This is a genomic window from Rhizobium sp. WSM1274, assembly GCF_025200775.1.
GTDB lineage: Bacteria > Pseudomonadota > Alphaproteobacteria > Rhizobiales > Rhizobiaceae > Rhizobium > Rhizobium leguminosarum_I.
In genome coordinates this window covers 493026-516300 of the sequence record NZ_CP104139.1, presented here as the reverse complement: position 1 = coordinate 516300, position 23275 = coordinate 493026, and the positions used below count along the sequence as shown (strand labels likewise).

Below are 23275 nucleotides of genomic sequence, written 5' to 3'. Positions count from 1 at the left end.
GTTCTGCCGCATGAATTTCTTCACAAGACTTGATGCCCGCCGGGATTGCGCCGGAAAGACTGCGGACGTTTGTTTGGTCAGCAAATGTCGCCATGGCTGTTACAGGGTCTGATTTCTTGCGCTCGCCATTCCTTGACAAGCTGACGGCGGCTGCGTGTATACCGCTCGACCAGAACCTCTGCGCTAGCGATATCTTCCAATCCGATCACACGAAACTTTTCGTCCAGCTCGCACCAAGCCGCAATAAAACGTTTTGAGTCTATAAACCCCAGCATGATGGGCCAGATGATCTCCCTTCCCAGGTTGACATGCTTGAGAGACAGCGTGACGCGCAGCTTGCGTTGCTCTCGCAGCGACCTGCGGATTTCGCTAACCAGTGGGCCGGTGCCTTTCAACGGATGGCCGACATAGATCATGTCCTCGTTGAGAGCGGATCGCATGTCTGCCGGAAGAACTGCATTGATCTTAGCCAGCGCATTCTTCACGGCGAACGCCAGCGAGTCATCTGTCTGGCGACTTACCCACTGCGCGCCGATCACCAGAGCTTGAATCTCCTCGTCCGTAAAGGACAGCGGTGGAAGCAAGAAGCCGGGTTGCAAGATATAGCCGACACCGGCTTCACCATCGATGTCTGCACCCATGTCTTGCAGGGTGGCCACGTCTCTGCGTATCGTACGCAGAGACACGCCGAGTTCATCGGCAAGTGTTTGCCCCGACACCGTTGCGCGATGCCTGCGAAGTACTTGCATTAGGTCAAACAGTCGATGACTTCTTGCCATTTCTACTCCATTGCCACGACGCCCTTGCCACCAAGTTTGCCGCCTCTCTCAAGCTCACCAATTAGTGAGATCGCGCTATCCAGGGCAACAGTTTTCCCGATCGGAATTCTAAATTTTCCTGCGCCCGCTGCTTCGCCAACTTTTTCCAGTATTTCGGCTCGAGGAGAACCAATTATGGGCTTTAGCCGGCGATCGAACACTGCGCGCACGAACTTGCCAAGTCCGGGGTTCAAATCAAGGAATACGCCTCCATTGTTCAGCATATTCATCGCGACGGAAACTGTCAGTGTGGCTGCCGTATCGTAGACGACGTCGAAGCGAGCAGCGATCTTCGCCAGGTCGGTGGTACGATAGTCATAGACCGTCTTTACACCAAGCGATCTGGCACGCTCCATGTCGTGTGCGCTGCAACTTCCCGAAACCGTTGCGCCGAACAGCAACGCGATCTGCACGGACGCTTCGCCGACCGCCCCTGCGCAGCCGTTGATAAACACGTGCTGGCCAGGCCGCAGCTTTGCCTTGTCGATAAGTCCGTTCCAAGCCGTAACGCCCGGCGTTCCGAGGCATGCAGCATCCTCGAACGAGATGTTCTCCGGCTTTACAGCCAAGAACGTTTCTCTTGTCACGACGGCCTGCCCGAATGCACCGCTTTCCTTGAACTTTGCAAGACCGAATACCGCATCGCCGATCTTAAACCGGGAGACGTCCGAGCCCCTTGCAGTGACTATTCCAGAAAAATCCATTCCCATGGCGCGGGGAAAGGTTCTGCCGGTGACGATCTTCATTTGGCCAGCGCGGAGCTTCCAGTCGATCGGATTGATCGCCGCGAACTTGACCCGGACGGCAACCTCACCTGTCCCGACCGCTGGCAACTCGAAATCCTCGACCCGCATCAGCTCCGGGCCGCCATACCGGCTATATTGAATTCGTTTCATCAGAGTGCCTTAAGCCATGCATCGGAAATCGGAGTGCCGCGATACAGGCGAACTGGCGGTGTCTTCGGGCAAACGACTGAACAGATGTTGGTTGGTCTCTGGTTGGACATAATTTCAAATCCTATCTGGCATGAACAAAAGAGTTGGACATTTCTGTGTGAAGTCACAATACACGAGCATGGTGACAGTTTCTGTCACCATGCTCGTGAGCGTTCAAACACGAATTGATCATGTCCGCACAGCAAGGTCTTCGAATTGGGCATCAAGTGTTGGTCAGCGCGCGAAAACGTGATCGTCGGATTGTTCTCCGCTATGCGGTGCACAAGTTCGCTACAGCGACCTTCTGAAAGAGATGAGGCCGAAAGACCGCCGACGCCGGATGCGCCTTAGTAATCTCCCGAAAACCGGGATGCCTGAAGGCCGCGCGCCATGTCGCTGCAGATTCAAAGACCGCATAGTTTAGGTAGGTTGGACTGTCTCCTAGCGCGCGGTGAAGCTGCGTCGAGATGAAGCCGGGCTGGCTCTTCATAAAGGCGGCATCAGCGGCCCAAGCGGCCATAAACGATGCTTCATCTTCAGGCGGCCATGATGCAAAGATGGACCAACACGATGCGGGCGGCGTCAATGCTCATTTGGCGGGTCAACGGGAATGACGGGTCGAGTGGCTCGACACTAGACATGGTTCTAGATCCTTGGAAGATGAGGGTTTTTCGTTGCAACTGTCGTTTTTCCCATCGTAGCGAGCGATCGGTAGCCAGCAAGCGGCCAGTAAACTGAACATTCCGGCCCACAGTTGCAACCATCACGCGGGCCGAAGGCCGGATCAGGCCACTGTGATGACGAGCTTGCCGGTCGCCCTCCCCGCAGCGCTAACCTCCTGTGCCAGGGCGATTTGCTCGATCGGGAAGGTCTGCTCGATGTGGAGATGAAGCGCTCCTTCGCCGTACAACCGCGCCGCCTCGGCAAAGGCGTGCTCGGGATGATCGGCCGATCGCCCCGAGAAGGTCGCGCCATGTTGCGGGGCCGTGACGTCGGAAATGGAAACGACGCGCGCGGGATCGCCGACAATCTCGACGAGTTCCGGGATGACGCCGGCGCCAGCAAGGTCGAGCGCCGCGTCCACGCCCTGAGGCGCCAATTCGCGTATCCGCGCGGCCAGCCCGGGTTCGTAGGTCGTCGGGATAGCGCCTAGCTCGCCGATGTAATCATGCTTCGGCTCGCTCGCCGTACCGATCACAATGGCGCCACGGTGGCGCGCAAGCTGGATGGCGGCGGTTCCCACTCCGCCGGCGGCACCTGCTATCAACAGCGTCTCACCGGCCTTAAGATTAACGTGATCAAGAATGCGCGTGGCCGTCTCAACGATGACCGGTAGGCCACCGGCCACCTCGATCGGCATGTTGTCCGGTATGCGTGCCCAGGCCCTCAACACCGCCTGTTCGGCCACCGTATTCTGCCCGTAACCGAAAACAGCATCACCAATGGCGACGCCCGAGACGCCAACCCCGACCTCATCGACGATGCCCGCCGCTTCGGAACCAACGCCCGCGGGAAAGGTAAGCGGCATGAAGTCGCGAACATATCCTGCCCGCAGCTTCCAGTCGATCGGATTGACGCCTGCGGACCGGGCCCGGGTGCGGCGCCTCCACCTCAACGACCCGCAGGACTTCGGTGCCACCATATTCGTTGAATTTAACGGCTTTCATATATTTTCCTTTTTTTGAAGCAGGCGCTCCGACACCCGTGGTGCTGGGACCTGATCGCGCAACTAGCGCAATCTCCGTGCGGCCGCGTGCCTACCTGCACGCCAGCATCCTTCGCGTCGAGATGTCGCGAGCCCCGCAAACTTGTTGTGGAGTCTCGCTCTGGTCGAAAACCAATATGCACATCTGCGTGACAATTTCTGGCACCATACTTTCGCGACGTTTGAACTGCCAATTTCGAGTGGTCACAGCTTCGCTCACTCGGGAACAGGACAGATAGCCACCTTTGAGCGGGTCATTCATCGCATCCGCCCACCAGCCGCAGCGAGCTCCTTGAAATACGCATCGAGGGTGCGTGGCTCGCGTCCAAGAATTGACCGTAAGACAAGCGGGCTGCCGAGCAGGCCGCCACGGTCATAATGCGCGAACATCTTGATCATATCGCTGGGGACTTGTGAAAGTTCTCTACGGTCAACTGTTCCGACACCGATATCGCGGCCCAAAATCTCGCTCAGCTTCCTGGCCAGGTCCGGGCGGGAGTGAATACCCGGCGCACAAAGTTCAAAGGTACCATAAGCGAGCCGAGCCTCGGTGAACGCGATCGCGGCCACCTCGGCGACATCGCGGTAGTCGACGCGACTGAAACGGGTTTCGGGCGCCCAGGGCTCGGCGAGGACTCCAGTTTCCAGTATGGTGGCCCATGACGATGCATAGTTCTGAAAGAACATGGTCGGGTGGAGGATCGTATAGTCCAGCGTCGAATTGACGAGCGCCCTTTCGACTGGCGCTTTGGCCTCGTGGTTGGGCAAGTCGAGGATTGGGTGGATCACCGACGAAAACACGAACTTACGAACGCCCGCGCGCCGTGCAGCCTCCACGATGTTAAGGCCGAGTTGCGCTTCGTTCGGCGCGAAGACGGGACCGATGTGGAACACGCCCTCGACGCCATCCGCCAAGGCGGCGTCGAGGCTTTCAGGGTCAGCAAGGTCTCCCACGACCACTTCGCTAGCGCCGCGGCCTTTTGCGAGCTGGACCTGTTTGGGGTGGCGGACAAGGCCACGCACAACGACGCCGCGCTCGACGAGTGCCGGGACAACGAGACCGGCGGTTTCGCCCACGGCACCCACGACCAATATTTTCATGAAATCGTTCTCCTGATCTGACTGTTCGGCGGAACTATCTTCCGAGCCGGTGCAGCTCGAAACGCAGAGACGATTGCCGCGACGATCGCAGCAATCCGCAATACCTTAGGCGCGGCTGTTCATGCGCTCGAACATGGCTTCGCCTAGCTCGCGTGTCTTGGCGGAAACACCGACCAAGACTTCGTCCTTATCCGCTTCGAGCTGTGAAAGCGCCTCGGTGGCGAAGTCTTCAGGGGTCACCATCATTTGATTGGCTGTGCCTCCACTGCGGGTCTTGCCACCGAGCCCGGTGTCGACAATCGGTGGTGCGACTTCCACCACCCGGATGCCTGTCGATTTTAATTGGTGACGCAGGCTGAGCGTGAAGGAATGTACCGCGGCTTTTGTTGCGCAGTAGACAGGAACATCCGCCATCGGCGAGAAGGCCAGACCAGAGCTGACGTTGATGATGCACGCCTGCTCCTGCTGTCTCAGTGTGGGTAATAGCTCTGCGATCAGATGGATGGGGGCGGTGAGATTAATCGCAACTTCCTGGTCGAGCGTGCCGATCTCCGGATCGGCAGTGAAGTCACGCCGCACCTGAACACCTGCATTATTTATGACGACATTCAGGGTCGGGTATTCGGCTTTCAGCCATTCGACCATCGCGCGGCGGCTATCTGTGTCGGCTACATCGCAAACGCGCGTCACTATTGCCGGCACCTCGGCTTTCGCCTTCTCCAGCGCGGATTGGCTTCTGCCGCAGATAATGACCTGGTTGCCGTTGTCGGAAAAGCGATGCGCGAGCGCAAAGCCGATGCCCGTTGCGCCGCCGGTGATGAGTATTGTGTTTCCTGTAAGTTTCAAAGGCGTACTTCCTTCTAACGAATTGAGAAGGTGCGCCGACGATGACGTGGGGTTATCAGCGGACACACCTTTGCAACCGGCAAGCCGGTCCAGGTGTCGCGGATACCCCGAGGGGAAGAGTTGCCGTCCACTAAGACGACGACCGGGCTACCATCCGGTCAGCACTCTTTCGACAAGGATTTTTTATCAGACATTCCGAGAATGTACAATTGGGTCGTGTTTGCCGCCTACCAACTGCCGCTTATGCTAACCGACTAACACAGACCGGCAGTTGCGCCTCGGCGTCTCCTGCTTCATGGCGATGTTGGCGTGAGTCTGGGCAATGGCCCAAAATCCTATCCTATCCTTCAAAGCTTTTGGGTAGTTCAGCGGCAAGCACGTCAATCGCCAGCCTGGAGCGAAGTGGCAGATACTGGGCTGCGGGCCATACAGCGTAGAATTCCATTGATGCGCTCGGGCGATCTGCCCAAATCTCGACCAACTCACCCTGCCCTATCCGATCGCGAAGAAGCCAGTAAGGCAGCCAGCAAAGGCCCATGCCTTCGACGGCCGCGTCCGCTATCACCTCGAGATCGTCGACACGCAGCCGCGCCGTTACCGCAACGTCTGTGAGTATGCCCGTTTGGTCGGGTAATTGCCAAGCCAACCCATGATCGCCTCTCCAGTAGACCAGCAGGTCGTGATTGGTAAGGTCCTCGATCGAACGAGGCTCGCCTCTTGTCGCAATATAGCTTGGCGACGCACACAGGACTTTGCGCTGGCTGCCCAACCGGCGTCCGCGTAAGGCTGATGAATGACCCAGCGCACCGTTGCGTATCGCCAAATCAAAGCCATCGGCGATCAAGTCAATCTGGCGGTCGCTGAAACTCAGTTCGAGTTCAAGTCGGGGATGTTGACGAGCATAGGATCGCAAGATGGGGGCGACGCAATAGCGCCCGAATAGGACCGAAGCCGACACCCTGAGTCGACCGGCGACTTCCTGACGGCCGGTCTCCAGCATCGCTTCTCCTGCACGTAGTTCTTCAATAGCGCGCAGACACCGCTCATAATATTGCTGACCGTCTTCGGTGAGGCACTGCATTTTGGTCGTCCGTTGAAAAAGGCGGACGCCGAGCCGTTCCTCCAGTCGCGCTATCGACTTGCCGACCGCCGAGCGTGTCAGCGACAGCCGGTCTGCCGCCTTGGCGAATCCGCCTGCCTCGACGGCCTCGACGAATACTTCGATACCGTCAAATCTGTCGCGAACCGACTTTGAACCAACCATTTCTGCCTCTGATGTAGAATATGAGGAAGCATGCAACGGAAAAACTATCGCCACTGCTGACACAAATTCTACGATAGAACCAACCGGTAAACAAGTTTTGAACCGCCCAAGATCGGTGATCGCGCCAGAGCACGGGCATTCATCATCAAGAAGGACGGACAATTGCTGGTTTCGATCGTATTTGACAGCGGATACGGACACACGGCGCGTGTTGCCCAGGCAGTCGCCGAAGGTGCCAGAGACGTGGACGACGTGGACAATGTTCAGGTAGAGCTGATCCCCGTCGCCGATCGGCCGATCGACTGGGAAGCTCTCGAGAAGAGCGATGCGATCATCTTCGGCTCCCCGACTTACAATGGGATGATCAGCGCCCGGCTCAAGCAGTTCTTCGAGGAGTCCACGAAGGCCGCCTGGACTGAGCTCAAATGGCGTAACAAGATCAGCGCCGGCTTCACCAATTCGGGCGCGCAGCATGGAGACAAGCTGAATTCGCTTGTCTCCATGGCGCTGTTCGCCGCCCAGCACGGCATGATCTGGGTCGGTCTCGACCTGATGCCAGGAAACAACAGCAGCACATCGAGCCGGGACGACCTCAATCGACTTGGGAGCTGGCTCGGTGTGATGACCCACGCCAACATTGACCAGGCACCGGATGTGGCGCCGCCAGAGTGCGACCTTCGGACCGCGCGCTATCTTGGCCGCCGCGTGGCCGAGATCACGCGGAGATTTGCACCCACCCAATCCGCATAACACACAAAAGGATCCTTGAGATGAAACTGCTTTGCCTTGATATTCCGCAGCCCGGCGCCAGCCTCGAGAAGTACCAGCCGCACATGTTGGATGAAGTCCGGCACTCCTGGAAGATGTACAAGGATGGCGTCATCCGCGACATCTATTTCCGACAAGACCGCCCAGGCGTGGCCATCATCGCGGAAGCTGAGTCCGTTGAGGCAGCCAAGGCGTCGCTTGCCGACTTCCCGCTTGCCAAGGCCGGCCTCATCGACTGGGAAGTCATCCCGCTCGGCCCGTTTGCAAACTGGGAAGACCTTTTTGCACCCGGCAACGTCTGATTCCAGCTCGCAGCCCAGGTCACGCTGTCTTGGCATGACCTGGGCAATCACGCCTGCGGAGCAGACATGAACGGAGAACCACCATGAACGCACTAGGCTTTGCCGCTCAATCGGCCACTGGCCCACTAGAACGTTTCGCCTTCGAACGGCGCGCGCCACGGCCGGATGACGTCGTCATCGACATACTCTATTGCGGCGTCTGCCATACGGACGTCCATCTGGCTCGTAACCACTTTGGCTTCACAACCTACCCGATCGTGCCGGGCCACGAGATCATCGGCCGGGTGCGTGAGGTTGGAACTAGCGTGTCGCGCTTCAAGGCGGGAGACATGGTCGGGGTCGGCTGCATGGTCGATTCCTGCCAACACTGCAAGCCCTGCCTCAAGGGCTGGGAGCAGGACTGTGTCGAGGGGCCGACCTTTACCTATAACGGCAGCGACCGGCAGGATGGCAGTACTACCTATGGCGGCTATACGGAGTCCATCGTCGTGCGCGACAAATTCGTGTTGTCGTTGCCAGACGGGCTCGATCCGGCGGGCGCCGCTCCGCTGTTGTGCGCAGGCATCACCACCTGGTCGCCGCTGCACCGCTGGAACGTCGGCAAGGATAGCAAAGTCGCGGTGATCGGCCTGGGCGGGCTCGGTCACATGGCCCTGAAGCTCGCCAAAGCTCTTGGCGCCGATGTCACCCTGTTCACACGCTCGGCCGGCAAGGAAGAAGACGCCTTCCGCCTCGGCGCGGACCATGTCGTGTTGTCGAGCGATGCGGAGCAGATGAAAGCCGTTGCCGGCCGCTTCGACGTCATCATCGACACTGTTCCCTATGATCACGACGTCAATCCTTACATGCCAACCTTGGCGCTGGAAGGCGTACTTGTCCTGGTCGGCTACCTCGGTCCGCTCGGTACGCCGGTAAATGCTGGGGGTGTCGTGCGCGGCCGCCGGGCGATCTCGGGCTCCTTCATCGGCGGTGTGCCAGAAACCCAGCAGATGCTGGATTTCTGCGGAGCGCACAGCATCGTGTCGGACATAGAGATCATTCCCATCCAGAAGATCAATGAAGCCTACGAGCGCATGTTGAAGAGTGATGTGAAGTATCGCTTCGTCATCGACATGGCCTCGCTTAAATCCTGAGGAATCCGAATCCATGACATTCACGATCAAGCCTATCCTGTGTGTGGTGACCAGCCACCCGATCCGCGGCGACAGCGGCGAGCCGACCGGCTTCGCGATGGTCGAACTGACCCATCCGCTCGACGTCTTTGACAAGGCGGGGATTCCTTATGAGATTGCCTCGATCCGCGGCGGTCACCCGCCGATCGACTTCTTCGATCTGTCCGATGCGGCCAACGCCCATTACTGGAAGGACCAGGACTTCCGCAGCGCGCTGGCGGACTCGTTGATTCTGAAGGATCTCGATCCGTCGCGTTATTCGGCGGTGTTCTTCGCCGGCGGCCACGGCACGATGTGGGACTTCGCCGACAGCGAAGCGGTGCAGAACGTCATCCGCAAGATCTGGGAGGCCGGCGGCATCGTCTCGGCGGTCTGCCACGGCCCGGCCGCGCTAGTGAACGCGACACTGTCCGACGGCAGCTATCTCGTGGCCGGCAAGAAGCTTGCTGCCTTCACCGACGACGAGGAAGCCGAGGTCAAGTACACGAAGGTGGTGCCTTATCTCCTCGCGACCACTCTCAAGGAACGCGGTGCGCTGCATCGGGCCGCACCCAATTGGTCTGAGAACGTCGTCACCGATGGCCGCCTGATCACAGGCCAAAGTCCAGCATCGGCACATGGGGTTGGCAAAGCAATCGTCGATAAGCTCACAGCCGTAAGCTGATCGGCCGAGTTCTCATATAGTTGGGGCGACATTGCTCACGCATCGCCGCCCCAACGTCGCTCGCCAAGCAAAATGGCGTCGAAAGCAATTGGAGCGACTATGAAGATTATCGCCATAGAAGAGCATGTGCTGCCAAATGACGTGAAAAACGCCTGGAGCACGACCCCTGGCGCAGACGACGGAACCTTAGGGCTGAACCGTGGCATTATCGAAGAACGCCTCGCGGATCTCGGCGAAAAGCGGCTGGCGCTCATGGATGAGACCGGGGTCGATGTGCAGGTGCTCTCCGTCACGACGCCGGGTCTCAACAATCTCGGTGATCACGGCATCGATCTCGCACGTCGTACGAACGACATGCTCGCCGAAGCCGTTGCGACCCATCCATCCCGCTTCCAGGCGCTGTCGGTGCTGCCATCTGCGGACGCTGATGCCGCTGCGAGGGAATTGCAGCGCAGCGTTGAGCACCTCGGGTGTAAAGGAGCCATTTTGTATGGCCGGGTTGGAGAAAGGGGCATGGATCACCCGATCTTCGGGCCGACATTTGCCGTCGCCGCCGAACTCAGTGTCCCGCTGCTCATTCACCCCCAAATCCCTCAATCGAGTGTTCGCGAAGCCTACTACTCAGGCTTCGGCGCGCCGGTCGACCTCGCGCTTTCGACGTTCGGACTTGGTTGGCATTATGAAGCCGGCATGCAGTTCGTTCGCATCGTTCTGGCCGGCGTCTTCGACCGACATCCCAACCTACAGGTGATCCTTGGCCACTGGGGCGAGCTTGTCATCTTTTATCTCGAGCGCCTTGTGATGCTCGATCGCGTGTCGGGATTGAAGCATCCCTTCATTCATTACGTACGCAACAACCTCTATCTGACCCCAAGCGGCATGTATAATGAGGCCTATCTGCGCCAGGCCGTTGATGCGGTCGGCGTCGATCGGATCTTGTTCTCCACTGACTATCCCTACCAGTATCGTCCAGGAAACGACGCCGGGCTGTTTGTCGAAGGGCTCTCTCTCGACGGCGGCGAAAAACTGAAGTTTGCGCACCAGAATTGGGAGGCTCTGACTGTAGGCAGCGCTTCGAACTCGGTCCCCTCTTCCCCTTGAGGCCCCTTATGACAGCCACGTCTCATATGGCCCGTGCTCAACATTTGGGGCACGGCGCCTACATCCCGTCCACGGGTGTTCGCCGTGAACCACGAACCCGCCAATGACCCATCGTCCCTACGGTTGGAGTTCAAGATGCACGCCATGAGGCCAATTCTGTATATTATCGCCAGCTTGATGCTCGCGACACCTGTTTTGGCGCAGGAGCATCCGATGCGATGTCGTCAACATGGAGGAGGTCGAGGCGATGGTCGCCGAGACGATCGCCACCTTCGGCGGTCTCGACGCCGCGTTCAACAATGCCGGTGTCCAAAGCCCCGTCGCGGAAACCGCCCTCGCCGACCCTCGCGATTACGATTTCGTCATGGGCGTCAACCTTCGTGGCATCTGGAACTGCATGAAGTACGAACTGCTGCACATGCGCGAACAAGGAAGCGGCACGATCGTCAATAACTCGTCGCTGGGCGGCCTGGTCGGCATCGCCGAGCGCGGCATCTACCATGCCTCCAAGCATGGCGTGGTCGGCCTGACGAGAAGCGCCGGCCTTGAATACGCGCCGAAGGGCATCCGGATCAACGCCATTTGCCCCGGCATCATCGCCACCCCTATGGTCACGACCATGCTGGAGACGCAGCCGGAGGCAATGGATGCCATGATGAAGGACGTTCCGATCGGCCGTCTTGGTCGTGCCGAGGAGATCGTCGACGCCGTCCTGTGGCTGTGCGGCCCGGCCTCGACGTTTGTCATCGGACATGCGCTGCCGGTCGACGGTGGCTATACGGTGCGTTGACGATGCTCGAGCGCATGGAGGACCCGGTCGAATGAGACGCGAAATCGACGTTGCCACAGTGAAGCCGCATCCCGCTTCGACGGCATCACAGATTTGGCTGATGGCCGTGCTGGGGACGCTGCTGGCCTTCGCGTCGATTTCGACGGACCTTTACCTGCCCGCAATGCCAGGTATGGCTACCGCGTTGCAGACCAGTCAGGGAAGTCTGCAATACACGGTGTCGGCCTATCTGATCGGGTTCAGCGTCGGCCAGTTGATCTGGGGCCCGGTGGGCGATCGGTTCGGTCGACGCATACCCGTAGCTGTCGGCCTCGTCTTCTTCATGGCCGGCTGCGCGGGCTGCGCCCTGTCAACCGACGTCGTCCAACTGATCGCCTTCCGGGTTCTGCAAGCGGTCGGCGCATGCGCCGGGGTCGTGCTCGCCCGCGCCATGGTGCGTGACCTCTATGGCCGCGACCGTTCGGCAAGCGTCCTTTCGACCCTGATGACCGTCATGGCGGTCGCGCCGCTCCTCGGTCCCAGCGTCGGCGGCCTGATCCTCCGGGTCGCACCTTGGCAGGCAATCTTCTGGACGCTCGTCGGCATCGGTCTCGTCACCCTGGTCGCGCTCTTCACCGTTCCGGAGACGCTTCCCGCGGAGCGACGCAACGACGAATCCCTTGGTGCGGCGTTCGCCGCCTATGGCGGCCTGATACTGAACGCTCGGCTTCTGGCATATGCCGGAGCCCTTGGCTTCTACTATGCCGGTGTCTTCGCCGGCATCTCCAGCTCGTCCTTCGCCTATATCGACTACCATCATCTCTCGCCCCAGCTCTTTGGAGCGGTCTTCGCAGTCGGCACGGTCGGCCTGATGGCGACGAACTTCGCCAACGCGCGACTGGTCGCGCGATACGGTAGCGATAGGATGCTGAAGCTAGGCGCGGCAGGCGCCGCTGTCAGCGGTCTGGTTCTTGCTTTCGTCACCGCGACGGATTTCGGGGGCGTCTATGGAATGGCCGCAAGCCTGTGGCTGTTCACCGCAATGAACGGCCTCGTCACCGCCAATGCGATCTCCGGAGCGCTGGCCGACTTCCCGACGCGAGCCGGCGCCGTGTCCGCGCTGATGGGCGCCATCCAGTACGGGAGCGGCGTGGTCGGATCAGCAGTCGCCGGGACTTTTGCCAATGGGACACCCTGGCCGATGGGGGTAGTGGTTGCGATCGGCGGACTTGGCAGTCTGGCGTGTGCTTCGCTGATGCGAAGGCAAAGCTTGGTTTATTGAAATCCGGCCTTTTTATTCGCACGCCTTGATGGGAATCGAACCACTGCTGCGCCGTGGCTACCATTAGTCAGCAGCAAATCTACTGAAATTTCCTGCCCTTGATCTTCAGGGTATCGATATCAAAGGTCCGGCACAAACTTATCCCTCAGCCGAAGCCCCGGCGCCAGCCGTTCGCGAGAATCCGGGCTGCATGAAGAGCCGTGCGCGAACACGTCGCCGCGGCGTCCGGTCGGCGGCCAGAATTCACTGTCGCGCCCGGCAGGACGACAGATCGGCCGAGAGATCGAAGATCTACTGAGCGACCAGGTGTTCCACGTCGGCCTCCTGCTGAATCCTGCCATTGATCACGATGGCGCCGAGCACCACCTTGCGCGAGCGAGCCGATGTTCCAAACGGCCTCACGCGACGCTTCAGTGTCGGCGGGCCAGCCAAGGAACGGCGATGCAAACTGCTCTATCCATCTAAGGTTCGCGCCAATAAAGTGGCGGTTGACGATTGAGCAGCATGGAATCGCCAAATTCATGCGCACGGTAGCGGCATGCAGTGAGAGCTGCGGAGGCGCTGGCGAGGAGGCCGTCGTCGGCAAAGGCGCGCAACAGCTCGAAATGGCTTTCGCCGGGCTGGTGGACGCCAGTGAGGACCGCATCGACGACGCGGAGCGGAGTGCCCCGCGCGATACGCCCTGTCGCAATGCCATCTCCGGCACGCACGCTGCCATCGGGATTGGCGGCTGCTTCAAGTGCGCGCACGACGCTGGTGCCGATCGCGATGATGCGGCTGCCTCTGAGCTGCGCCCGCGCTATCTGCGCCACGGTACATTCGGGGATGCGGTACGGCTCATCGAAGGGAAGGCGCGAGTCGAGTGCGGGATCGCCAGTCGAAGAAATGCCGGCGGCATGCGTGAGTGTTGCAAAACCGATCTCGCGCCGACGCCAATCTTGCAGTGTGCGCCAGTCGAGCGCGAAGGAAGCCGATGGCGCCTCGAACGCGACCGGCCGGGCGGCAATTCTCGTCCAAACATCCCATAGTGCCAACGGCTCGGGAACATGCGCGTATTGGATCGGTCTGCCATGCTGCGCCAGTCCTGCAAACATGGCTGCGCGGGTGCCTTGGAAGCCCAGCTCGAGCAGGCGAGGGTGGTCGAGAACGCGCTCGACATTGGCTTCAAGTGAACCGAGCTGGAGGCGATCGCCTGATGACAGCGCAGGGGGCGGGAGCCGATCTTCCGTGCGGGTGCGGTGACCGCCAGAGCCGAAGGCGATTGCCACGAAGCGGACTGGAGCGGAAGGTGACAGCCAGCCGGCTAAGCGGATCTCGATGGTCTTTCCGCATTGGAGATGCGTGCCGTGCAGACTGGCAGGCAAGGTCGCGGCGTCGTTGCCGACAACTAGATCGCCAGGATCGAATAACGTCCCGAGGTGAGCCCGCGGCAGGTCGCGCATCGTGCCATCCGCCTCAACCACGAACAGCCTGGCCGATTGCCGATCGAGCCGATCGGCGGCGATCACGCGTGGGCTCCGGCGGTAAGCGCAGCGTGGCCCGGCAACGCGTCGAGCATCTTTTCGAGGATCTCGGCAGCGGCCAATTCCGGGTCTTTCAAGGTCGACGGATCGGCGTCCGGTAGCGCCAGCGCGTGCAGCGGGGTGTTCATATCGCCAGGGTCGAGCGCAAGAAACCGTATTCCATCGCCTTTCGACTCCTGGTCCCAAATCGCCGTCAGATGGGTAAGTGCTGCCTTGCTCGCGCCGTATGCGCCCCAACCGGGATAGGCGTTGACCGCCGCGTCGCTGGAGATGTTGATCACCAGCGCGCCGCGGCCCTCGCGCGCGGACGCGGCAAGCGCACCGAACAGGGCTTTCGTCAGCCGGAAGGCGCCTAGAGCGTTGACTACAAGCGCCGCTTCCAGCTCCTCGCACTCCGTATCGGCAAGAAGCGCCAGAGGCACAGGTCCTAGGCTCGATGCATTGTTGATCAGGACGTCGACCCCGCCAAGATTGGCAGTGATCTGCATCGCGATCGGGTAGATGTCTTCCTTTTTGCCGATGTCGGCGACAATGCCATGCGCGCCCGTCTCGGCTGCGACGCATTCGACATTCGCGGCGGTGCGGGCGACGAAGGCAATGCTCGCACCCTTCTTGGCAAGCTGCCGCACAAGCGCCAGTCCGAGGCCGGAAGTGCCGCCGGTGATCCCTACGCGAAGTTCTTGAAGATCGATATTCGCCTGCATTGCGGTGCTCCTTCAATGGGTACGAATAATTGCTACAAGTTCCAGTTAACTTGAAGTCAAGTGAGGTTCGTGCTTTTGTTTCTGCATGGATCCGATGCTGACTATCACCGACGTGTCACGACGCAGCGGCGTTGCCTCATCAGCTCTGCGCTTCTACGAGGAGCGTGGGCTGATCGCATCCGAGCGCGCCGGCTCGGGACACCGACGCTATCACCGGTCCGCATTGCGGCGAATCGCCTTTATCGTCTTTGCACAGCGGATTGGGCTGACGCTTGAGGAGATCGGCGCCGAGCTTGCCAAGTTGCCAGCCGATCGCGTGCCGTCACGTCGGGATTGGTCGCGGTTGTCGAGCGCGTGGGCAAAGCGTATCGACCAGCGCATAGCCGAGTTACAGCGCCTGCGGTCTGGGCTTGGCGAATGCATCGGTTGCGGCTGCCTATCGATCGACCGATGTAGCTTGGCGAACCCTGCCGACGTGGCAGGACGCAAAGGGCCGGGGGCGAGGTATTGGCTGGGGTGAATGAACCTCCAACGGTACGTCGAACGATTTTGCCGATTATTCAATGTCGCCCAAATCCATATTGGCCGATAGGCTTTGTAGCGACGGGCAACGTCCGACTACCTTATTCGAGTCTTGAATGGATTCGCTCGCGGGCCGCTAGTGCGAATTTCCTGTGTGCTCTGCAAGCAGCACTTTTTCTATTCGCCTCAAGGCCGGTTCCCTTCGATCCATTATGCGATCTTCGTGGCCTAAAGGGTGAACATCAAAGCAACAAGGCCTGCAGGGCTCTTGGACGCAAGTCCGGCCCGTAAGGCGCGCCATGCAAACGATAGCATTGCGCCTTCATCTCGGTCGTACAGATCGATCGGCTTCTCGGCTTCCTGAACGCAGACCTTTCCGGCAACACCGCTAGAAATCGCCTTGAAGTCGGCAGTCAATCTCCGCTTCGCGCACCATTTCGATCGTAGATGGCTGCGCCGCCCCTGTTCACAAGTAGACATGACTGGTGTGGACGGATTGCCGTATATATTGCCGCATATATTGTGTGTAGGATCTCAAGCGAGCTCGTCTTCCTTCCGCTCTACCAACGACAGCGTTGTTCAACTTCTATCAAGAATTCGTTTATTGGAATGATGTTAAAATAGGGCAAGGGGAAGGATGGCAATGACACTGATCGAGCGACACATCTCATATGCGGAGCCCGAAATCAGGCCAGTTCTGAGCGAACTCAGGTCAAGGATCATGCAGTTGGACGGAAGGATCCAGGAAAGGGCAACTCCTGCCCAGCGAATCGTCTACCTTGTTGACCGGATCTTCGCGGAAGTCAAAGTGCAGAAAAAGCGCGTACTCGTACGGGTCTTTGCTTCTGACACACCCGATCCCAAGCGGTTGCTCCATCACATCGACCATGCTGCCAAGAATGGGTGGCAGCACGACAAGGAACTTCGCTTTGAAGATCTTTCGTCTCTCGATGACGGAATGCGCTTTATCGAAGCCTCGCTGCGATTATCCGTAGGCGGTAGCTCTGAGGCCCATGTTCCGAATTGGCGGCGCTCCAGTTCGACATCATCAATTCATATAAAGGGGGATTTTGAAGACATGGCTGTACTAAACATTCCAGCGGCTCGCGTTCGGCAAGGTGACCTGACCCTGTATACCACTGCGCTGAAGGTGAGCGATCTGATCCGGCCTGGTTTCTATACGGTGGAAACGCTCGATCCGGCGAACGATGACGATAGGGGCTACCAACGGCTCCTCAACAAGGGACGAGCAAAGAAGCTTGCCGATTACGTGGTGAAAGGACAGGACTCGCGTGACGCATTCCTGCCCACTTCTGTCTTTCTCGCCACGGACAAGTCTGTACCTTTCGACCCGTCCACCAACACGGTCGCGATCGATATACGCGAAGTTGGCCCCTTCAATGTCGTCGACGGGCAGCATCGCTTGGAAGGACTGAAAATCGCGGCCGAGAAGGATCCTCGGGTCCTCGACTTCGAGGTGCCCGTGAATATCGCGATCGACCTGCCGACCATCCACCAGATGTGCCATTTTCTGATCGTGAACACGACGCAGAAGAGCGTCGACAAGTCGGTGGAACAGCGCATCATCGCGCGACTGACCGATGCTCTCGACATCGAGGAGATGCCTAGCCTCCCCAAATGGATCCTGAACACGGTGGAGAAAGGTGAGGTCGAGAAAGCAGTTCGCTACGTCGATTACCTGAACGACCAGCCCGAATCTCCCTGGCACAACCGCATTCGAAAGGCGAATGACGACTCCGGTGCAGGCCTGATCAATCAGAGCAGCTTCGCTAAATCGATCGTCAAATACGTTTTGACGGCGAATAACCCAATCACGGCGATCAGGGATTTCGACCGGGAGAGGCGAATATTCCTGAATTACTGGAAGGCGATCGCTGCGATTCTGGACGAGAATCGCGATTCCGAAACCCTCTATAAGTACGGCGGCGTCGAACTGTTTTGTCAGTTTTCAATCCCATTCTTTCTGAAGCTACAGACTGGTGGGGATTACAGGGTAGACACCATGGGATCCCTTCTGCAGGCCTGCTTCGATAATCTGGAGGGTGAGTATGCGGGGGCTGGACATCCTGAATGGTGGCGGACCGGCGGCCAAGCCGGCCGGCTCAATTCGGGCGCGCTGCGGCTTGTGGCCCAGGAAATGACGCGAGCGCTCAACAGCGCATCGATGGCGGAAATGATCCAGGTATGAAGGTCGGCGATCTGTCACCCCGGCCGGCGGCGAAGGAGCCATTCCGACGCGCCCACATGCGTTTCGTGAGCCAAAAGTCCGGCTGCTACGTGCTCGCAACCTTCGAAGAGGACATTCTCTATGTGGGGTTGGCTAGAAACCTGCGGAGGAGGTTCGGCCAGCACCTTGATACGCCGGAAAAGGTCTCCGCCACGGCCAACGGGCGCGCCGTCTGGTTCTTCTGGTTGGAGTGCATAACCCTGGAGAAGGTGGAGCGCACCTGGCTGAACAGCTATGCCCTCATCCATGGTGTGTGGCCTGTCCTGAACAACGTGTATTCGCCCACAGCGGTCTGACCAGTTACTAATAGTCGGCCTTGTCCTCCTCGGCGTATTCGACGGCCGTCCACATGAAGCTCTGCACGTCGATCATGTCGAGGGGGCCGAGATCGGCGATCTTTTCCTTTGTGGTCCGCGCCAGGTCGATCAGGGATTCGTAGACGGCGGGGTCGAGTTCCGGTTTGTACGCGTGGGCGAAGGGATGGCCGACCCGCTGGGCAAACGCAGTGATCATGGTCGGCTTCAGGAAAACATTCTCCTCGGGCTTCCACAGGAAGGGCAGATAGGTAACGACCGTCCATTTGGCACTGTCGTGTCGTTTTAAGACTGAGGCCATGGCGCCCAGGGCACGCCGAATGTCGCCGTTGGCGAAGGCGGCCGCGGCCTGAACAAAGTCGTCGGCCTCCTGGCTCCTCAGCACCGGCTGAAGACGCGTCTTCTCGAAGGGAGACAGGAGGTTGGTGGCGCGGTAGGCTGATAGCACCGCTTCGCCGAAACCATGTCCCTTGGCGGCGTCCGCGATCGGAGCGGCCTCGTCGAGCTTGGCCTTAGCTTTCAGCTTGTAGGCGCGCTCGTGGCCGCTGTAGACGTCGCCCTCGAATCCTTGCGGAAAGAAGTGCAGGAACCGAGCCCGCGCACCGTCGTAACCGAAGAAGTGCGGGCTCGAGCGCGCGGCAGCGTCGTGGATTCGACGCCAGACATCGTCTGCGTCGTCGCCTTCCTCAAGAGCCTTGCGCTTACCATCGAGAAAGACGATGCCGCTGTAGCCGTTCTGTGTTTGGACGAGACGAAGCGTTGCCATGCCGACGGTCGCCTCGCGGATTGTCTTCAGCATTGATCCCTCACGCAGTCTTGGCTTCTTCCGCCGCCATACCCGGCGTAACCGGTGAAGCGGCTATAGCGACTCCCGCATGCAGGACAGTCGGCTGCGGCGGCCGATGAGCGATGGCCCCTTACTGGTGCAGTGCATCTAGCCATGCCCTTTCATCTCCTTCACCACTCAGCCAGCTCGCGAATCTATTGACGCTTTGTGTCCCATTCAAATTCACTGGTAAGTTGCGTCACGAACGTCGAAGATAAGAAATGCCTCACGCCTTACGCCGTCGATATCTCGGACGGACGGATGGCACAGATGATCTTAAAATCATATCCGATTCTATAGTCGCGACCAATCTTTGAAACGTTGACCACAGCCTCAGCTCCATCCGACGCTTTTCTTCGCAGATAAGCAATTCGCATCTTTCGAACTCGGGGCGAGCAAGGAGCGCCAGCTGCGGTGCTCTCTATGCGCTGGAGCTGCCGATCCTGCTTGGATAGCGCAACAATGGCGGTCGCATCCGAGTGCTGTACGACGCCCGTATCGTCGAGCGAGCTGTATAACGGAGATCGCCGAGGATCCGCTTGTACGCGGGATCGTTTATGTGGCATCCATTGTAGACTGCCACTTATGGAATAGGTGCTGCTCACAGTGAGTGGCGAGGGATTGGCACTTGCAATCGCCGCCCTCCACGCGACCGCCGCGGCCTCGGTCAGGCCCTGCCCGCGCCAGAACGCCGAACCATCGAGCGTGTGGCCGCGATGTGTTCCTGACACGGGTCTTTGGACAGGATGCAACCCACGCTTCACGCCCAATTCGCGCAGAAAGTCGGTCCAAAGGCCGGAATTACCGATCTTGAATGCATAGTGGTCCGGCCCAGCCACTCGCCGGCGGGCAACATCCTCAAGGTCCGGGCAGTCCGAAGGAGCTGCGGCGAGGAAGCGTTCGAGGAGACGACCCCGCGTCTCGTCGGGCCAGTTGCCGGAGAAAACAGCGTCCTCAGCGGGAAGTCATCGGCATTGCGCAGCCGCAATGCGGCCGACGAGAGGACGCTGAAGAGCTGTTAAAAAGACCGGACATTAAGCCTCCTGCAAAATGGCGATCGCCCGGCATGACAGGAGATACCGGCTTTCGGGGTGGAAAACCGGCCGGATGAGCGCCTCCTCGAACCTCTTTCTGGCTCCCCCGGTCCCTCCCATAGCCCGAAAGGACACGAGCCGGTTCTGGGAGAGCGCCGGGCACGACGAGCGGTCCAGGCGATCAAACTGCCATCGAGAAAGCTGGCTATTCGGCCAGTTTCAAACAGGCTTGATTTCCGGTGGGGGCACCGGGTAGGACAGGTGCTACCCACCAAAGCCGAGGCGCCGTCACCGCGGCAACGTATAAGTCTGCGGCGACCGGCGATACGCTTCTTCACACTGCGGCGAGCAAAACCACGGCCCTTCGGGGGCAGCCCGGCTGTAGGACGAGTACGGCGCATGCATCTTGCACACCGGGTCGATCCAGGCGGGGTCCGCAGACGGAGCAAGCTCGATCTCATAGAGAGCGACTTCCCCTGCAACCGACCTAAGCGCCACCATTCCGAGGTCCCGCACCAGGATGCCTCTGGCGGCGGCCGCCTCGGCAACGGGCTGGGTGGCGAGCAACTGGCCGGGTGACGCGAGCGCCGTAATTCGTGCTGCAATGTTGACCGTCGATCCAAAGAGATCGCCTGCTCTGCGGACGACCGGCCCGTGGTTCAGCCCGGTCCTTGTGAGCGGCAGCCGCGGCTCCTTACGGCAGGCCTGCAGCAGCGGTCCGAGTACCTGGATCGCCGTGCCGGGTTCGGGGAACGATAGCATTGCCTCGTCGCCGATCCATTTGATCGGCGGCTCGTAGTCGCTGAGGGCGTCGCCGACCATGCTCTCGAATACTTGAAGCACGTCAAGCGCGGCGGCGTCTCCGTAAACATCCGAGATCGCGCTGAAACCCGCGATATCTATGAACGCAACGGTCGCCGGCGCGCGCGCTAAATTCTCTCGCTGCCTCACATCGCTCTCCATCGCCCGAAGATTTGACCCCAGCAACGCCGCATTTTCGCTCGCGTTCGCTTCCGAAGCAACCTGTGAAAACCCTCGTTGAAACGAGCTGCGATGTGGTGGCACACGGAAGAAATCCGCACGGGCATGACGCTGCTTCCGGAGGAAGTCGTGCTGGCGGAATCTATAGACGAGATAGGACACACCATGCGCGATGGCGATGTGAAATCGCCCGCTTAGCGCCATCTTTTCTAATATGTGAGAGCGCCGCTTGAACCAGCGGCTTGCTGCCTAGGCGTCGAACGACAGCTCCAATCAACTCAGGAAGATTGCTGTGGTCGGCTGCCGCTGGGCACAGCCTTACTGACGTTCGCCGATGCAGTTGCGTAGAGCGGATCCGTCATCATGATGACGCCCGCAGGCTGGTTTGTCTCATGCCCAGCAGGCTGGAAGTTGCCATCGGGTGCGCCACCCAATCGCATGCTGACCTGCGCACAACTTCAAATTCATCCGCCGCGATGCAAAGGCGGCATAGTCGGCGCATCAAAGATCGCAATTCGTGCGGCGCTCGCAAGAAAACCTTTAAGTCTTCGACCGGTCGTTGGCGGGTCCCCTGTGATCAATCAGGTTGTAAGCGCTGTTGATCAGGGCAAGATGAGAAAAGGCTTGTGGGAAGTTGCCGACCTGCCGACACGTACGGCCATCATACTCCTCGGCCAGAAGCCCGACATCGTTGCAAAGGGCCACCAGCCGTTCGAACATGCTGCGCGCATCGTCCACTCGTCCGAGCAGCACATAATTGTCCACCAGCCAGAAGCTGCATGCCAGAAACGCTCCTTGCCCCGGCGGCAGCTCGTCGGAACCTCGGCCATCCTCATAACGGAGCAAGAGACCGTCACGCATGAGCCGGCGCTCGATCGCCTCGACAGTGCCGATGACTCGCGGGTCGTCAGGCGGCAGGAAGCCGACAAGTGGGATGAGCAGTAAGCTAGCGTCGAGCGCAGATGAACCATAGGACTGGACGAAAGAGCCCATTCGTGCATCGTAGCCCCTTTCGCACACCTGACAGTGAATGACGTCCCGGATGCGCCTCCAGTCGGTGACCGGGCCTTCGAGTCCGAACTCCTCGATCATGCGGATCGCCCGGTCGAACGCGACCCAGGCCATGACCTTGGAATGAGTAAAGTGGCGTTTTGCACCTCGAACTTCCCAAATGCCGCTGTCGGGCTGATCCCACACATTAGCGAGGTGGGCGACCAAGGTCGCCTCAACGGGCCATGTGGCCTCACTTGGCGGAAGGCCGGCCTTGCGCGCCACGTATAGAGTATCCAGAAGCTCACCAACCACGTCGAGCTGCAACTGACCTGCCGCCTTATTCCCCAAACGGACCGGCTTGGAGTTCTCGTAGCCTGCCAGCCATGGAATTTCGTATTCGGTGAGCCGCCGTTCGCCGGCAAGGCCATACATGATCTGCAGATCCTCCGGGTTGCCGGCCACTGCACGCAGAAGCCAGTCCCGCCATCGGCGTGCCTCGTCCAAAAAGCCAGCATTGATCAGTGCATAGATGGTGAAGGTCGCATCCCTGAGCCAGCAGAACCGGTAGTCCCAGTTTCTTGAACCGCCTATCTGCTCGGGTAGCGACGTAGTAGCAGCTGCAACAATGCCGCCCGTTTCGCGATGTGTCAGCGCCTTCAAGGTCAGCAGTGATCTAATGACCGGTTCGGACCAGCGTTTTATCTGTCTGAACTGTGATGCCCAACTCTCCCACGCCCGTCGCTCCTCATCGAGAACCTCCTTTGGATTCAAGATGTTCGGCAGAGGGTGGAATGACAAGGTCCAGCTCATGGCAAAGCAATGCTCCTCGCCCGCGTGCACATCGAACTTGCCGACGGTCCGCATTTCTTCTCCGTGCACAGCCACGGAGGTGTCGAGAACGACGCGATTGGGTCCTGATATGAATTCCAGCCTGCCGTCCTCATTTCGTGATGCCCACGGAATCGAGCGTCCATAGTCGAAGCGGAGAACGATCTCCGTGTACATTTCAACCGACCCCCTTACACCCTTGACGACCCGCATCAGATCAGTGACGCCGTCACGACGCGAAAGGCCATCGATCACCTGCACGCTGCCAGTCTCGGTTTGGAACGTCGTTTCAAGAATGAGGCTGTTTCCCAGATAGCGGCGTCCGACGGCTGTTTGTTGCACGGTCGGCGCAATCAACCAGCGTCCATTTTCCGTTGTCCCGAGCAAAGCGGCAAAGCAGGCGTCGCTGTCAAATCGTGGTAGACAAAGCCAGTCGATGGAACCGTCCCGGCCAACGAGCGCCATAGTCTCGCAGTTTCCGATCACCGCATAATCTTCGATGCGCAATGCCATTTTTAATCCTTGCGGCTATGTGGCAAAACCAGTTGAGCTTCCTGATTTCGAAACAAGAAACG

General features: G+C 59.4%; 19 protein-coding genes and 5 pseudogenes. 10 read left to right on the top strand and 14 right to left on the bottom strand.

All coding sequences use genetic code 11. The features are described from left to right. Positions 1-77: 77 nt before the first annotated feature. The 7 genes and pseudogenes from N2600_RS26540 to N2600_RS26510 all read right to left on the bottom strand — a co-directional run bounded on the left by N2600_RS26540 (position 78) and on the right by N2600_RS26510 (position 6669). A complete protein-coding gene (locus tag N2600_RS26540) occupies positions 78-779 on the bottom strand; it encodes a helix-turn-helix transcriptional regulator (protein ID WP_260299404.1) in 702 nt (233 codons plus the stop codon). Positions 780-781: 2 nt separating this feature from the next. Then, complete coding sequence (locus N2600_RS26535; protein ID WP_260299403.1) at positions 782-1714, bottom strand: NAD(P)-dependent alcohol dehydrogenase; 933 nt, start codon at positions 1712-1714, stop codon at positions 782-784. Between the two features lie 310 nt (positions 1715-2024). Continuing rightward, a pseudogene (locus N2600_RS26530) lies at positions 2025-2394 on the bottom strand (antibiotic biosynthesis monooxygenase family protein). A 143-nt stretch (positions 2395-2537) separates the two neighbouring features. Further along, a pseudogene (locus tag N2600_RS26525) lies at positions 2538-3420 on the bottom strand (NADP-dependent oxidoreductase). Between the two features lie 296 nt (positions 3421-3716). Next, a complete protein-coding gene (locus tag N2600_RS26520) occupies positions 3717-4559 on the bottom strand; it encodes an NmrA family NAD(P)-binding protein (protein ID WP_260299402.1) in 843 nt (280 codons plus the stop codon). A gap of 105 nt (positions 4560-4664) precedes the next feature. Further along, a complete protein-coding gene (locus N2600_RS26515; protein ID WP_260299401.1) occupies positions 4665-5405 on the bottom strand; it encodes an SDR family oxidoreductase in 741 nt (246 codons plus the stop codon). A 340-nt stretch (positions 5406-5745) separates the two neighbouring features. Further along, on the bottom strand, positions 5746-6669 hold the full coding sequence (locus tag N2600_RS26510) for a LysR family transcriptional regulator (protein WP_260299400.1): 924 nt from the start codon (positions 6667-6669) through the stop codon (positions 5746-5748). Positions 6670-6831: 162 nt separating this feature from the next. On the opposite strand from N2600_RS26510, the gene N2600_RS26505 reads away from it, so the two are divergent. From N2600_RS26505 to N2600_RS26475, 7 genes and pseudogenes are all read left to right on the top strand, one after another. Then, on the top strand, positions 6832-7419 hold the full coding sequence (locus tag N2600_RS26505) for a flavodoxin family protein (protein WP_260299399.1): 588 nt from the start codon (positions 6832-6834) through the stop codon (positions 7417-7419). 20 nt (positions 7420-7439) lie between these two features. Beyond that, positions 7440-7739: a superoxide dismutase gene (locus tag N2600_RS26500; protein ID WP_260299398.1), complete on the top strand. Its 300-nt coding sequence runs from the start codon at positions 7440-7442 to the stop codon at positions 7737-7739. An 83-nt stretch (positions 7740-7822) separates the two neighbouring features. Further along, on the top strand, positions 7823-8872 hold the full coding sequence (locus N2600_RS26495; RefSeq protein WP_260299397.1) for an NAD(P)-dependent alcohol dehydrogenase: 1050 nt from the start codon (positions 7823-7825) through the stop codon (positions 8870-8872). Positions 8873-8885: 13 nt separating this feature from the next. Continuing rightward, positions 8886-9575 (top strand): type 1 glutamine amidotransferase domain-containing protein, encoded by a 690-nt coding sequence (locus N2600_RS26490; protein ID WP_260299396.1) that lies wholly within the window; start codon positions 8886-8888, stop codon positions 9573-9575. Between the two features lie 99 nt (positions 9576-9674). Beyond that, positions 9675-10676, top strand: a complete 1002-nt coding sequence (locus tag N2600_RS26485; protein ID WP_260299395.1) for an amidohydrolase family protein — start codon at positions 9675-9677, stop codon at positions 10674-10676. A 208-nt stretch (positions 10677-10884) separates the two neighbouring features. Beyond that, positions 10885-11466: pseudogene (locus N2600_RS26480) on the top strand (SDR family oxidoreductase); the annotation flags it as partial. A gap of 31 nt (positions 11467-11497) precedes the next feature. Continuing rightward, positions 11498-12727: a multidrug effflux MFS transporter gene (locus N2600_RS26475; protein WP_260299394.1), complete on the top strand. Its 1230-nt coding sequence runs from the start codon at positions 11498-11500 to the stop codon at positions 12725-12727. A gap of 79 nt (positions 12728-12806) precedes the next feature. On the opposite strand, the pseudogene N2600_RS34515 reads toward N2600_RS26475, so the two are convergent. From N2600_RS34515 to N2600_RS26465, 3 genes and pseudogenes are all read right to left on the bottom strand, one after another. Beyond that, positions 12807-13105 (bottom strand): annotated as a pseudogene (locus tag N2600_RS34515) (hypothetical protein); the annotation flags it as partial. Positions 13106-13188: 83 nt separating this feature from the next. Beyond that, positions 13189-14235 (bottom strand): S-adenosylmethionine:tRNA ribosyltransferase-isomerase, encoded by a 1047-nt coding sequence (locus N2600_RS26470; protein WP_260299393.1) that lies wholly within the window; start codon positions 14233-14235, stop codon positions 13189-13191. After that, entirely contained in the window at positions 14232-14954 is a 723-nt protein-coding gene (locus N2600_RS26465) for an SDR family NAD(P)-dependent oxidoreductase (RefSeq protein ID WP_260299392.1), read from the bottom strand. Before N2600_RS26465 ends, N2600_RS26470 begins: the two co-directional genes overlap by 4 nt. A gap of 85 nt (positions 14955-15039) precedes the next feature. Here N2600_RS26465 and soxR point away from each other — a divergent pair, with 85 nt between their 5' ends. From soxR to N2600_RS26450, 3 genes are all read left to right on the top strand, one after another. Beyond that, the gene (gene soxR, locus N2600_RS26460) at positions 15040-15474 is read left to right on the top strand and encodes a redox-sensitive transcriptional activator SoxR (protein WP_222295880.1); all 435 of its coding nucleotides are present in this window, start codon (positions 15040-15042) and stop codon (positions 15472-15474) included. 645 nt (positions 15475-16119) lie between these two features. Continuing rightward, a complete protein-coding gene (locus tag N2600_RS26455; RefSeq protein ID WP_260299391.1) occupies positions 16120-17685 on the top strand; it encodes a DGQHR domain-containing protein in 1566 nt (521 codons plus the stop codon). Then, positions 17682-18020 carry a GIY-YIG nuclease family protein gene (locus tag N2600_RS26450; protein ID WP_260299390.1) on the top strand — a complete coding sequence of 113 codons (339 nt, stop codon included), beginning with the start codon at positions 17682-17684 and terminating at the stop codon, positions 18018-18020. Before N2600_RS26455 ends, N2600_RS26450 begins: the two co-directional genes overlap by 4 nt. Before the next feature lie 7 nt (positions 18021-18027). Here N2600_RS26450 and N2600_RS26445 read toward each other — a convergent pair whose 3' ends face one another. The 4 genes and pseudogenes from N2600_RS26445 to N2600_RS26430 form a co-directional block, all read right to left on the bottom strand. Next, positions 18028-18837, bottom strand: coding sequence for a hypothetical protein (locus tag N2600_RS26445; RefSeq protein WP_260299389.1), 810 nt, complete (start codon positions 18835-18837; stop codon positions 18028-18030). 23 nt (positions 18838-18860) lie between these two features. Further along, positions 18861-18980 (bottom strand): annotated as a pseudogene (locus N2600_RS26440) (toll/interleukin-1 receptor domain-containing protein); the annotation flags it as partial. Positions 18981-20186: 1206 nt separating this feature from the next. Beyond that, positions 20187-21083, bottom strand: coding sequence for an adenylate/guanylate cyclase domain-containing protein (locus tag N2600_RS26435; RefSeq protein WP_260299388.1), 897 nt, complete (start codon positions 21081-21083; stop codon positions 20187-20189). A 336-nt stretch (positions 21084-21419) separates the two neighbouring features. Continuing rightward, the gene (locus N2600_RS26430; protein ID WP_222281884.1) at positions 21420-23213 is read right to left on the bottom strand and encodes a glycoside hydrolase family 15 protein; all 1794 of its coding nucleotides are present in this window, start codon (positions 23211-23213) and stop codon (positions 21420-21422) included. Positions 23214-23275 lie beyond the last annotated feature (62 nt).